Here is a 12,525-nt window from a genome sequence, read left to right as displayed (position 1 = left end):
CCATGCAAGATTTATTGACCGCCTTGAATGATCCGACCCGCCGCGCCGCACTTGCCATTGTTTGGGATGGCGGGGAGCATTGTGTTTGCGAGCTTATGGCGCGGTTGGACGCGAGCCAGAGCCGCATGTCACGCCATATGAAGGTGCTGCGTGAGGCGGGGTTGGTCACTGACCGGCGCGATGCGCAGTGGGTGCGCTTTCGGCTGAACCCGAAGTTGGCAGCGGAAAGACGTGCTGTTGTCGCTGCTGTTTTGGCGGCAGAGCGGATATCGGAAAGGGACGTCGCGTGAGCAGCAAAACACTTGAGCGCCACAGTGCTGCGACTGACTGGTTTTGGTATCTGGGTGTGCCTTTGGCTGGGGTTGTGCTCTGGCTTCTCTATGGGCAGCTCGTTCCGTTTTCCGAATGGATAACAGGGCTTTTGCCTGTGACGCGGACGAGCCACACGGGCGAGGCGATTGCTTTTTTTGTCTATGACGTGCCGAAAGTGCTTTTGCTGCTGACGGGGATTGTCTTTGTGACGGGTGTGTTGCGCAGCTGGTTCAGCCCTGAAAAGACCCGCGCTATTCTCGCGGGCAAGCGCCAGATTTGGGGTTATCCGCTCGCGGCCTTTCTGGGGGTTTTGACACCGTTTTGCTCCTGTTCTTCGGTGCCTTTGTTCATCGGCTTTGTCTCGGCGGGTATCCCTTTGGGCGTGACCTTTGCTTTCCTTATCGCGGGGCCGATGGTTGGGCCTGTAGGGCTTGGGCTTCTTTACGGGCTTGTTGGCTGGAAGATCGCGACGATCTATTTGGTGTTTGGCTTCTCTATCGCCACGCTGTCGGGCTATGTGCTTGGTCAGATGCGCCTTGAACGTTATTTGCAGGACTGGGTGCGCGAGCTGAATGCGGGGCCTGTGGGCGAACTGCCAGAGGAGGCGCTGACGCTGGTAGAGCGGCTCAAGATCGGCGTTGAGCAGGTGCGCGAGATTGTCGGGAAGGTCTGGATCTGGGTGCTTGTTGGCATCGGGATCGGCGCGGCGATCCATGGCTATGTGCCTGAGGCGATGATGCTCAAGGTGATGGGTGGTGATGCTTGGTGGTCTGTGCCGTCGGCTGTGGCGCTGGGCGTGCCGATGTACACGAATGCGGCGGGGGTCATTCCGATTGTTGAGGCGCTTCTGGGTAAAGGCGCTGCGCTGGGCACGACGCTGGCGTTTATGATGTCGGTGATTGCGCTGTCGCTGCCAGAGATGATCATTTTGAAGCAGGTTCTGACCCTGCGGCTCATTGCGATTTTTATTGCCGTCGTGGCGGCTGGGATCCTTGCGACGGGTTATCTTTTTAACGCAATTCTCTGAAGGGAAACACAATGAAAACGATTAAGGTTTTTGGCCCCGGCTGCAAACGCTGTGAGACCACGGCGGACATGGTCAAGGCAGCGGCGGCCGAGCTCGGGCTTGAAGTTGACGTTGAGAAAGTCACTGATGCACGGGCGATTGCCATGGCAGGTGTGATGTCGACCCCCGGGATTTCTGTGGAGGGTACGCTTGTGCATGCAGGCGGCTTGCCCGATGCGGGCAAGCTCAAAGACTGGCTCTCAGCATGATGCGCGCGGTTGTTTTGGCGGCGGCGTTGGCTTTGCCGAGTCTGGCGAGCGCGCTTGAGGTTGTGCCTGTGGCTGAGGACGTCTGGGCGATTGTCGGCGAAAAGGAACAACGCAGCCCCGAGAACCTTGGCAACAACGCCACCTTTGGCCTTGTTGTGAGCGCGGCGGGTGCTGTTTTGATTGACCCGGGCGGATCATGGAAGGGCGCTGAGGCGCTGCACGCGGCGGTGCGCAGTGTAACGGACGCGCCTGTGAAATACGTGATCAACACGGGCGGGCAGGACCACCGCTGGCTTGGCAACAGCTATTGGCAGGCTGAGGGCGCAACCGTGATTGCCTCAAATGCGGCCATCGAGGACCAGCGCGCGCGCGGCTCCATGCAAATGACGGGGCTGCGCCAGCTGATTGGTGCAGGGCTCGACGGGACAGAGCCTGCAGAGGCTGATGTGAGCTTTGATGCAGAGTATGATCTTGAGCTGGGCGGGCTCAGCTTTGAAATCCGCCATGTTGGGCCTGCGCACACGCCGGGGGATGCCTTTGTCTGGTTGCCGGCGCGTGACACTGTGTTTACGGGCGATATTGTCTATGTGGAGCGCATCTTGGGCGTGGGCGATCAGAGCTCTATCGCGGGCTGGCCTCTGGCCTTTGAAGCTGTCGAGGCGACGGGTGCTGCGCATGTTGTGCCGGGGCACGGTGCGCCAACCACGCTGGCGCAGGCACGGGCGCATACTTATGACTACCTGATGAACCTGCGAGGGCAGATTGGCGCTCTGATTGAAGAAGGCGGCGATATCATCGCCGCCCCTAATGTTGACCAATCCGCTTTTGCAACGCTGGAGCAGTTTGACGCGCTCGCAGGGCGCAACGCGCAGACGGCGTTTCAGCAGATGGAGTGGGAGTAGGTTTAGCCTTCGATCTCGTTGATCATGTCCACACGCGTGCCGTGGCGGCCGCCTTCGAACTCGGCGGAGAGGAAGGCGTCAACGATATCGAGCGCGAGGCCCGCGCCTGTGACGCGCTCGCCGATCGAGAGCATGTTGGCGTTGTTGTGCTGGCGGATCATGCGGGCCGAGAATGTCTCTGAGCAAACGCCGCAGCGGATGCCTTTGACTTTGTTGGCCGCCATCATGATGCCTTGGCCTGTGCCGCAGAGGATGATGCCAAGATCACAGTCACCTGAGGCGACGAGCTCTGCTGCAGCTTGGCCGTGTTTGGGGTAATGGGTGCTTTCGGGGCTTGTTGGCCCGATATCGACAGCCTCATAGCCCTGAGCCGTGATGTGTGCGGCAATGGCTTGGCGCAATTCGATTGCGGCGTGGTCACTTGAGAGGGCGATGCGTTTGGTCATGGGTATTATCTTTCGCGGTCGGCGGGGTAGACGCCGATGATTTGGATGTAGGATGTGAAATAGTCGAGTTCTTCCAGCGCCAATTTGACGTGGGGGTCTTCTGGGTGGCCGTCGATGTCTGCGTAGAAGCGGGTTGCGGTGAAGGATCCATCAACCATGTAGCTTTCCAGCTTGGTCATGTTGACGCCGTTGGTGGCGAAGCCGCCCATGGCTTTGTAGAGCGCGGCAGGGATGTTGCGCACTTCAAAGACGAAGGTTGTCATCATGTTGAGCTTACCACGGCGCGACATGTCAGCTTCGCGGCCCATGATGACAAAGCGGGTCGTGTTGTGGCCGTGGTCTTCGATATCGGAGGCCAGAACTTTGAGGCCATGAATTTCGGCGGCCAGCTCTGAGGCGAGCACGCCTTGATCCTGTGCGCCTGAGGCGGCGAGCTCGGCGGCGGCGCCTGCGCTGTCGGCCGCAGAAATCGGCGTGATACCGTGCTTTTTCAGGAACGTAGCGGACTGCGGCAGCAGGACAGGGTGCGCGCGCACGCTTTTGACAGCAGAGAGGGGCACGCCCGCGTTGGCCATGAGCGCGATGCGCACACGTACGAAAGCTTCATCGACGATGAAAAGACCACAATCGGGAATAAGGCGGTGATTGTCTGCGACGCGGCCATAAGTCGTATTTTCGACAGGGAGCATGGCAAAATCGGCTTGACCAGATTTGACCGCCTCGATGGCAGCTTCAAAGGAGGCACATGGCACAGGGACAGCATCGGGACGAGCTGTTGTGCAGGCTTCGTGGCTGTAGGCGCCTAATTCGCCCTGAAATGCGATCCGTTCAGACATATTTTAACCTTTTTGATGCACCCCGAGAGAGAAGGGGCGTTTGGCCGCAGAAACTACACCTTGCGTAAAGGGAGTGGAAGCGGATAGAAACCGCCAAAAGCTACCAAACGGAATCTGGCCCATGTTTGATACAATGACATCCACCAAAATCCTCGGCGCGGTTTGTGGCGCGCTCCTGCTGTTTCTTTTCGCCAAGTGGGGCGCTGATGCGCTCTACACCGTTGGCGGCGGTCATGGTGCGCACGGCGAAGAGCATGTTGCGGGCTACCTGATTGAAGTAGAAGAGAGTGCCGAAGCCGAAGTCGAAGAAGAAGGCCCCGATTTTGCAACCATCATGGCATCAGCCGATGTTGCTTCAGGCGCGAAAATCTTCAAAAAATGTTCGGCATGCCACAAAGTTGAAAAAGGCGCGAACGCCACAGGCCCATACCTTCACGGTGTTGTTGGTCGTGCAATCGACTCAGCTGAGGGCTTTGGCTACTCGGAAGCTCTGTTGCAAGTGGGCGACGCCTGGACGCCTGAAAACCTCTACAAGTTTCTTGAGAACCCGAAAAAAGCCGCACCCGGAACAAGCATGAGCTTCTCCGGCCTGAAGAAATCATCTGATCGTGCGGATGTGATCGCCTATCTCGACAGCCTCGACGACTGAGATTGATCGACAGACCAGACTTTGAAGCCGCCAGCCCCGCAACGGGCTGGCGGTTTTGCGTTGTGGAGCGGCCTATCACGAATTCTCAACTTGAATGTCATAGGCCTTGGAAACTAGGGTGGGCCAACTATAAATAGGGCCTGATAAGTTTGTCTGGCTCAGGGAGGCATTGGCATGTTGAGATCACGCATTGGCGCGAAAGCTGCCGTACGGCAGGTGAGAGATGTGGCGTCTCTGGCGCTTGTGAGCTTTGTTTTTCTGACCGCCTCGGCGCTCGTGTTGCGAGCGGAGAGCGAAATGATCAAGAGCCACGGGTATTCTTACTTCGGCAATTTGAGCTACCCTGAAGACTATACGCACTTTAACTATGTGAACCCTGATGCGCCCAAGGGCGGGGAAATCTCCATCGCGGTGGCGGGCACGTTTGACAGCATGAACCCTTACACGCGCAAGGGGCGTGCTGCGGCGCTGGCGACCGTGGGCTACGAATCGCTTTTGGGCTCTGTTTTGGCGGGGTCTGGGGCATTGCCTGCGGATGTGGACGGGGAGTATTACGGTCTGCTTGCGCATACGCTGGAATACCCTGCGGACAAAAGCTGGGTGATTTTTCATATGCGTCCTGAGGCCAAGTTCTCGGATGGCAGCCCTTTGACGGCGCATGATATTGCCTTTAGCCACAACCTTTTGCTGGATCAGGGGCTGAAGTCTTATGCCGATGCGGTGCGCAAGCGCATCCCCAAGGTTGAAGTGATCGACGACCACACCATCAAGTTTTACTTTGCCGAGGGCATTTCGCGGCGCTCTCTGATTGACCAAGTGGGGTTTGTGCCTGCGTGGTCCAAAAAATGGTATGAAGAGACGGGTGCACGGCTTGATGAGAGCCGTCTTGAGGTTTCTCCAGGGTCGGGGCCTTATGTGATCGACCGAGTCGATGTGAACCGCTCGGTGATCTATAAGCGCAACCCCGACTATTGGGGCAACGATCTGGCGATCAATAAGGGCCGCCACAATTTTGACACCATCCGTATAGAGTATTTTGCAGATGCGACGGCGGCTTTTGAGGCGTTCAAGGCTGGGTCTGTGACCTATCGCAGCGAGAGCGACCCCAAGCGCTGGGCGACGTCATATGACTTTCCTGCCGTAAATGATGCTTTTGTGAAGCTTGAGGAAATCCCTGACGGGATGCCTCCAGCCAACACGGGAATTATTATGAACCTTGATCGTGAGGTTCTTAAAGACCGTCGCGTGCGTGACGCTGTGGCGCTTGGGTTTAACTTTGAGTGGACCAATGCTTCGCTGCTCTACGGGCTGCAAAGCCAGCAGCATTCTTTCAGCACGGGTACAAAATTTGAGGCCAAGGGCGCGCCCGAGGGTGAAGAGCTTGCGCTTTTGCAGGGGCTTGCCGCGCAGCCTGACCCTGAGGTTTTGACAGGTGAGCCGCGCTTGCCGCATGTCTCACAAAAAGAGCGCCTGAATGATCGCCGCAATTTGCGCGCGGCTATGAAGCTTCTGGACGAGGCTGGCTGGGCTGTGGGCGATGACGGCAAGCGGCGCAACGCGGACGGCGCGTTTCTGAGCCTGAACCTTTTGTTCAATTCCTCGGACACTCCAACCAACAAGGCCTTGGCGGAGAACTTTGTCAGCAATCTGCAAGTGATGGGGATTGAGGCTACTTTCGAAGTGGTGGACCCCTCGCAATATACCTCGCGTGAGCGCGACCATGATTATGATCTGGTTTTGGATGGTTATCCCGCACTGTTTGGTGTGGGCACAGGGCTTCAACAGCGCTTTGGCTCGGAGGCGGCGAAACTTTTGTTTAACCCCGCCTCACTTGCCAGCCCTGTTGTGGACGAGATCATCGAGAAGGCGCTTCTGAGCGAGACGCAGGAGGAAGAAGACATGATGCTGCGGGCGCTTGACCGTGTGCTGAGACATGAGTTTTTCTTGATCCCGACAGGGTATGTGGCCGATCACTGGGTTGCGTATTGGGACCAATACGGGCGGCCTGAAATGATCCCGCCTTTTGCGCTCGGGACGCTTGATTTCTGGTGGTATGACGCAGCAAAAGGGGCATCCCTGAAAGAGCAGGGGGCGCTGAGGTAACCTTATGGGTGCTTATGTCCTGCGGCGCTTGCTGCTGATTATTCCGACGCTGTTTGGCATTATGCTGATCAACTTTGCGCTCACGCAGTTTGTTCCTGGTGGGCCTGTGGAACAGGCGATTGCGCGGGCGCAGGGCGAGGGCAATGTCTTTGGCAGCTTTGCAGGGCAGGATGGCTCTGAAAGCACGCTCGGCACGGGGACGAGCGAATATGTTGGCGCGCGAGGCTTGCCGCCTGAGTTTATCGCTGAGCTTGAGCGCGAGTTTGGCTTTGACAAACCTCCAGTAGAACGCTTTTTCCTGATGCTGGGCAATTACATGCGCTTTGACTTTGGCGAGAGTTATTTCCGCTCGGCGACTGTGATTGAGCTGATCAAGGAAAAGCTGCCTGTGTCGATCACGCTTGGGCTTTGGTCGACTTTGATTGCCTATATGATCTCGATCCCGCTGGGTATTCGTAAGGCTGTGAAGGACGGCACGCCCTTTGACACTTGGACCAGTGGCGCGATTATTGCGGGCTATGCGATCCCCGGGTTTTTGTTTGCGATCCTGTTGCTGACGCTGTTTGCGGGCGGCTCTTACTGGCAGGTATTCCCGCTGCGCGGGCTGACCAGCGACAATTTTGAAACGTTGAGCGCTTGGGGCAAGATCAAGGATTATGCGTGGCACATTACGCTGCCTGTGCTGGCGTCCAGTATTGCGGGTTTTGCGACGCTGACGCTTCTCACGAAGAACAGCTTTCTGGACGAAATGAAAAAACAATATGTGATGACTGCACGGGCCAAGGGCCTGTCTGAGCGGGCGGTGCTGTATGGTCATGTGTTCCGCAATGCGATGCTGATTGTGATTGCGGGGTTTCCTGCGGTGTTTATCGGAGTCTTTTTTGGGGCGTCGCTGATCATCGAGACGATTTTCTCGCTGGATGGCCTTGGGCGTCTTGGCTTTGAGGCGGCTGTGGCGCGCGACTATCCTATTGTTTTCGGAACGCTGTTTATCTTCGGTTTGATCAGCCTTGTGGTCGGGATCATCTCGGATCTGATGTATGTTCTCGTGGACCCGCGGATCGACTTTGAGCGGAGGGAGGGATAATGGCTTTGCTGACACTCTCGCCCATCAATGCGCGCCGTTGGCGTAACTTCAAGGCCAACCGCCGCGCGCTTTGGAGCCTTTGGGTCTTTTCAGTTCTTTTTGTGATGAGTTTGTTTGCTGAGTTTCTGGCCTATGACAAACCCATTCTGGTGAACTATCGCGGCCAATATTACGCGCCGATTTGGAACTTTTACCCCGAGACAGAGTTTGGCGGGGATTTTCAGACGGAGGCGGTTTATCGCGACCCTGAGGTGCGCTGTTTGATTGCCTCGGGTGGGCTAGAGGACTGCTTTGACGACCCTGAGGGAATTGTGAGTGAGATTGATGCGGGTACATTTGCGGCCGAGGGCTTTCTGGAGGGCTGGGCGATCTGGCCGGTTATTCCGTATTCGTTTGATACGGCTGTCGAGCGTCCTGGCGCTGCGCCCTTGCCGCCCAATGGCCAGAACTGGCTTGGTACGGATGCAACGAAGCGCGATGTGATGGCTCGGGTGATCCACGGCTTCCGTCTTTCTATCCTGTTTACCCTGATTGTGACGGGTCTCGCCTCGATCATCGGGGTCGCAGCGGGGGCTGTGCAGGGGTATTTTGGCGGCTGGATTGACCTTGTTTTTCAGCGGATCATCGAAATCTGGACCTCTACACCTCAGCTTTATGTGATCATTATTATGTTCGCCATTCTGGGGCGAAGTTTCTGGCTGCTTGTGTTTCTCATGGTGCTCTTTGGCTGGATGTCGCTTGTCGGCGTTGTGCGAGCCGAGTTCTTGCGGGCGCGCAACCTAGAGTATGTCCGCGCGGCCAAGGCACTTGGCGTGGGCAACACAACGATTATGTTCCGTCATATGCTGCCCAATGCGATGGTTGCAACGCTGACGATGCTGCCGTTTATTGTGACAGGGACGATCTCGTCCTTGGCGGCGCTGGATTATCTCGGCTTTGGGCTGCCTTCGAGCGCGCCGAGCCTTGGCGAGCTGACGCTTCAGGCCAAGCAGAACCTTGAGGCGCCATGGCTGGCCTTTACCGCATTTTTCACTTTTGCCGTCATGTTGTCGCTGCTTGTTTTCATCTTTGAAGGCGTGCGCGACGCGTTTGACCCGAGAAAGACTTTCCGATGAGCTTGCTAAACGTCCGCGATCTCACAGTGACCTTCCGCCAAGACGGCAAGGCCAATCAGGCTGTGAAAGGTGTGAGCTTTTCTGTCGGGCGCGGGGAGACTGTTGCGCTTGTGGGGGAGAGCGGCTCTGGCAAGTCTGTGAGCGCCCTGAGCACGGTGGCTTTGCTTGGCGATAGCGCCGAAGTGGGCGGCTCTGTCACCTATGACGGGCAGGAAATGATCGGGGCGAAAGACAAGCTTCTGCGCCAAGTGCGTGGCAACGATATCAGCTTTATCTTTCAGGAGCCGATGACATCGCTTAACCCGCTGCACACGATTGAAAAGCAGCTTGGCGAGAGTCTTGAGCTACATCAGGGGCTGACGCGGGGTGCCGCGCGGGCGCGTGTTCTTGAGCTGCTTGAGAAGGTTGGCATTCGTGATGCACAGAGCCGCCTTAATGCCTATCCGCATGAGCTTTCGGGCGGGCAGCGGCAGCGCGTGATGATTGCTATGGCGCTGGCGAATAAGCCTGACATTCTGATTGCGGATGAACCGACCACGGCACTTGATGTCACGATTCAGGCGCAGATCCTTGAGCTTCTGAACGAGCTGAAGGAAAGCGAGAATATGGGACTTTTGTTCATCACCCATGATCTTGGCGTTGTGCAGCGCTTTGCTGACACGGTTTGTGTCATGAAAAACGGTGAGATCGTCGAGCAGGGACCGGCCAAGGCGGTGTTTGATGCGCCTCAGCATGAATATACCAAAAAGCTCCTCGCGGCGCGGGCTGTCGGGGTTCCGACACCAGTGCCTGCGGGGGCGAAAGAGATTGTTGCGGCAGACAAGCTGCGGGTCTGGTTCCCGATTAAGTCGGGGTTGATGAAGCGGGTCACAGGCCATGTAAAGGCAGTCAATGAAGCGAGCCTGTCTGTGCGTGCGGGCGAGACGCTTGGCATTGTCGGGGAGAGCGGATCGGGCAAAACCACGCTGGCACTGGCGATCATGCGACTGATCGGCTCTGAAGGCGGGATCACCTATCAGGGCGAGGATGTGCGCCTCTGGAGCACCAAGAAGCTGCGCAGCCTGCGCCGCGAAATGCAGATTGTGTTTCAAGACCCGTATGGCTCGCTCAGTCCACGTATGAGCTGCGCCGAGATTATTTCTGAGGGGCTTGGCGTTCATGGCAAGCCTGAGGGGCAGAGTGCGCGTGAGCTTGTCTCTGAGGTGATGGAAGAGGTTGGGCTCGACCCTGCCACGATGGACCGCTACCCGCACGAGTTTTCAGGGGGGCAGCGCCAGCGGATCGCGATTGCGCGGGCGATGATATTGCGCCCCAAGCTTGTTGTGCTGGATGAGCCGACGAGCGCGCTTGATATGACGGTGCAGGTGCAAATTGTGGATCTGTTGCGCGAGCTTCAGCGCAAATATGGGCTGGCCTATCTTTTTATCAGCCACGATCTCAACGTGGTGCGCGCGATGAGCCACAAAATGATTGTGATGCGTCAGGGCGATATTGTAGAGGCGGGCACGTCGGAAGACCTATTTGAGCGGCCACAAACAGACTACGCCAAGACGCTTTTGAGTGCAGCGCTCGAGCTGAAGGCGGGCGGCCCAACGCTCGACTGAAGCGTTGGGTAGCGTTTTGCTCAGATGGCTGAGCTGTGGCCCGCTTTGCTCAGATCATAGGCGTCAAAGGCGCGGGCGATCAGGCGGGTGAGCGGGCGCATCTCTTCGGGGATATAGAGACCTTCTGCGCTGGTTTTGAGGCGGTTGCCGAAGCTTTTGTTGGCCTCGTTCAGCATCGCTGCGAGCGCGGCAGGCGCGATATCGTACTCTGCCAGAAGTTCGGCAGACGAGACGCGGAAGTCGCACATAATCATTTCGATGATACGGCTGCGCAGCTTGTCTTCAGCTGAGAAGACATGGCCCCGGGACGTCGAGAAGCTGCCTTCGGAAATTTTCTTGGTATGTGCCGAAGTGGCAGGCGCGTTTTGCGCATAGCCTTGCGGGAAGCGTGAGATGGAGGACGCACCGAGCCCGACGAGCACATCGCTCGTGTCATCGGTATAGCCTTGAAAGTTGCGGCGCAGGGTGCCGGCTTTTTGGGCGCGAGTTAGCCCGTCTTCGGGGCGGGCGAAATGATCAATCCCGATTTCGGCGTAGCCATCCCAGACGAAGAGTTTGCGTGCTGTTTCAAAGAGATCAAGCCGTTCTTCTGGTGTTGGGAGCGCGTCAGACGGGATCATCTGCTGGCGCTTGGCCATCCACGGCACATGCGCATAGCCATAAAGGGCGACACGATCAGGCGAGAGCGCAAGAAGCTTCTGCACGCTTTCTGTGATCCGCGCTTGGGACTGGTGAGGCAGGCCAAAGAGGATATCGGCATTGATGCTTTCCACGCCATGGGCACGGATCATATCGATTGCGCTACGGGTGGCTTCAAAGCTCTGTATGCGACCGATGGCTTGCTGGATTTCATCGTCAAAATCCTGCACGCCAATGGAGGCGCGGTTCATCCCAGCGGCGGCGAGCGCATCAAGGCGTGTGCTGTCGATTTCATTGGGGTCGATTTCTACGGAGAATTCATAATTGGGCGCAAAAGGCGCAACCGAGGCAATCTCGGCGGCGAGATCGCGCATCATATCGGCGCTCAGGAGCGTGGGCGTTCCACCGCCCCAGTGCAGGCGGGCCAAGGTGACACCTTTGGGAAGCGTTTGCTTGAGCAAGGCCAGCTCTGCTTTGAGAATTTCAAGATAGGCGCGCACGGGTTCTTCTTTTTGAGTGCCTTGGGTCCGGCACGCACAGAACCAACAGAGCCTGCGGCAGAAAGGCACGTGGATATATAGTGAAATTTCACTTCCCGCAGGGATCAGAGTGATCCACTTAGCGAACATATCGCCTGTAATTGCTGGGGTGAATTGCGGGGCCGTTGGATAGCTTGTGTAACGCGGCACCTTCGCGTCAAATAGCCCCATGCTGGCGAGTTGAGTTTTTGTCATCATCCGACTAGATTTATGGGGATGAGTCTGTATCGTCATTGATACAGATCAAGCGCGCGAAGTGAATAAATGCAGAAGTCAGTAACGGTTGATGTGCCACGCGAGTGTGGCGAGTGCCCTATCAGACACAGAGCTGTCTGTGCGCGTTGTGAGAGCGACGAGCTACTCAGGCTTGAGGAAATCAAGTATTATCGATCCTATGAAGCGGGCCAAACAGTGGTGTGGTCTGGAGATCGTATGGAGTTTGTCGGCTCTGTAGTGCGGGGTGTGGCCTCGCTGACGCAGGCGATGGAAGATGGCCGCACGCAGATGGTCGGGCTTTTGTTGCCGTCTGACTTTGTTGGCCGCCCTGGTCGTGACTCTGCGGCCTATGATGTGGTTGCGACAACCGATCTGGTCATGTGCTGTTTTCGCAAGAAACCGTTTGAAGATATGATGGTGCGCACGCCGCATATTGCACAACGTCTTCTCGAAATGACATTGGACGAGCTTGACGCCGCCCGCGAGTGGATGCTCGTTTTGGGCCGCAAGACTGCGCGTGAAAAGATTGCCAGCTTGCTGAGTATTATTGCCCGTCGCGATGCGACGCTCAATCTGGCGGGCGTTGAAGGTCCGCTTGAGTTTGATCTGCCGCTGACGCGTGAAGCGATGGCAGACTATCTCGGCCTGACGTTGGAGACAGTGAGCCGACAGGTCAATGCGCTTAAGCGTGATGGCGTGATCGACCTCGTTGGGAAGCGGCACGTGATCGTACCAGATTTTGACCGCCTCTCCGAAGAAGCAGGCGATGATTCTGATGGTGGGATGCTGAGCTGATCTTGCT

At 57.0% G+C, this 12,525-nt stretch carries 13 protein-coding genes; 10 read left to right on the top strand and 3 right to left on the bottom strand.

What is annotated here, in order from left to right:
* Positions 1-2: 2 nt before the first annotated feature.
* From DSM117340_RS13300 to DSM117340_RS13285, 4 genes are read left to right on the top strand one after another with little or no spacing between them, the layout of a single operon-like run.
* The gene (locus DSM117340_RS13300; protein WP_089892573.1) at positions 3-290 is read left to right on the top strand and encodes a metalloregulator ArsR/SmtB family transcription factor; all 288 of its coding nucleotides are present in this window, start codon (positions 3-5) and stop codon (positions 288-290) included.
* The gene (locus DSM117340_RS13295) at positions 287-1,339 is read left to right on the top strand and encodes a permease (RefSeq protein WP_089892570.1); all 1,053 of its coding nucleotides are present in this window, start codon (positions 287-289) and stop codon (positions 1,337-1,339) included. The genes DSM117340_RS13300 and DSM117340_RS13295 overlap by 4 nt, the downstream gene beginning before the upstream one ends.
* An 11-nt stretch (positions 1,340-1,350) precedes the next feature.
* Positions 1,351-1,587, top strand: coding sequence for a thioredoxin family protein (locus tag DSM117340_RS13290; protein WP_089892567.1), 237 nt, complete (start codon positions 1,351-1,353; stop codon positions 1,585-1,587).
* Positions 1,584-2,489 (top strand): MBL fold metallo-hydrolase, encoded by a 906-nt coding sequence (locus tag DSM117340_RS13285; RefSeq protein WP_089892565.1) that lies wholly within the window; start codon positions 1,584-1,586, stop codon positions 2,487-2,489. Before DSM117340_RS13290 ends, DSM117340_RS13285 begins: the two co-directional genes overlap by 4 nt.
* Positions 2,490-2,491: 2 nt before the next feature.
* Here the strand turns inward: DSM117340_RS13285 and rpiB are convergent, their stop codons facing one another.
* Positions 2,492-2,941, bottom strand: coding sequence for a ribose 5-phosphate isomerase B (gene rpiB / locus DSM117340_RS13280; RefSeq protein WP_177170704.1), 450 nt, complete (start codon positions 2,939-2,941; stop codon positions 2,492-2,494).
* Entirely contained in the window at positions 2,941-3,771 is an 831-nt protein-coding gene (locus tag DSM117340_RS13275; RefSeq protein ID WP_089892559.1) for a prephenate dehydratase, read from the bottom strand. Before DSM117340_RS13275 ends, rpiB begins: the two co-directional genes overlap by 1 nt.
* Before the next feature lie 121 nt (positions 3,772-3,892).
* Here DSM117340_RS13275 and DSM117340_RS13270 point away from each other — a divergent pair, with 121 nt between their 5' ends.
* From DSM117340_RS13270 to DSM117340_RS13250, 5 genes are all read left to right on the top strand, one after another.
* On the top strand, positions 3,893-4,420 hold the full coding sequence (locus DSM117340_RS13270) for a cytochrome c family protein (protein ID WP_089892556.1): 528 nt from the start codon (positions 3,893-3,895) through the stop codon (positions 4,418-4,420).
* A gap of 297 nt (positions 4,421-4,717) precedes the next feature.
* On the top strand, positions 4,718-6,523 hold the full coding sequence (locus DSM117340_RS13265; RefSeq protein WP_245724466.1) for an extracellular solute-binding protein: 1,806 nt from the start codon (positions 4,718-4,720) through the stop codon (positions 6,521-6,523).
* Positions 6,524-6,527: 4 nt separating this feature from the next.
* Positions 6,528-7,610: a microcin C ABC transporter permease YejB gene (locus DSM117340_RS13260; protein WP_089892550.1), complete on the top strand. Its 1,083-nt coding sequence runs from the start codon at positions 6,528-6,530 to the stop codon at positions 7,608-7,610.
* 8 nt (positions 7,611-7,618) lie between these two features.
* Complete coding sequence (locus DSM117340_RS13255; protein WP_089893663.1) at positions 7,619-8,725, top strand: ABC transporter permease; 1,107 nt, start codon at positions 7,619-7,621, stop codon at positions 8,723-8,725.
* Positions 8,722-10,329, top strand: a complete 1,608-nt coding sequence (locus DSM117340_RS13250) for an ABC transporter ATP-binding protein (RefSeq protein WP_089892547.1) — start codon at positions 8,722-8,724, stop codon at positions 10,327-10,329. Before DSM117340_RS13255 ends, DSM117340_RS13250 begins: the two co-directional genes overlap by 4 nt.
* 20 nt (positions 10,330-10,349) lie before the next feature.
* Here DSM117340_RS13250 and hemN read toward each other — a convergent pair whose 3' ends face one another.
* On the bottom strand, positions 10,350-11,705 hold the full coding sequence (gene hemN, locus DSM117340_RS13245; RefSeq protein WP_089892544.1) for an oxygen-independent coproporphyrinogen III oxidase: 1,356 nt from the start codon (positions 11,703-11,705) through the stop codon (positions 10,350-10,352).
* 66 nt (positions 11,706-11,771) lie between these two features.
* Here hemN and fnrL point away from each other — a divergent pair, with 66 nt between their 5' ends.
* Positions 11,772-12,518 carry a transcriptional regulator FnrL gene (gene fnrL / locus DSM117340_RS13240; protein ID WP_089892540.1) on the top strand — a complete coding sequence of 249 codons (747 nt, stop codon included), beginning with the start codon at positions 11,772-11,774 and terminating at the stop codon, positions 12,516-12,518.
* Positions 12,519-12,525: the final 7 nt, after the last annotated feature.

The organism is Lentibacter algarum (assembly GCF_040580765.1).
GTDB lineage: Bacteria > Pseudomonadota > Alphaproteobacteria > Rhodobacterales > Rhodobacteraceae > Lentibacter > Lentibacter algarum.
This window is presented reverse-complemented; position numbering and strand designations above follow the sequence as displayed.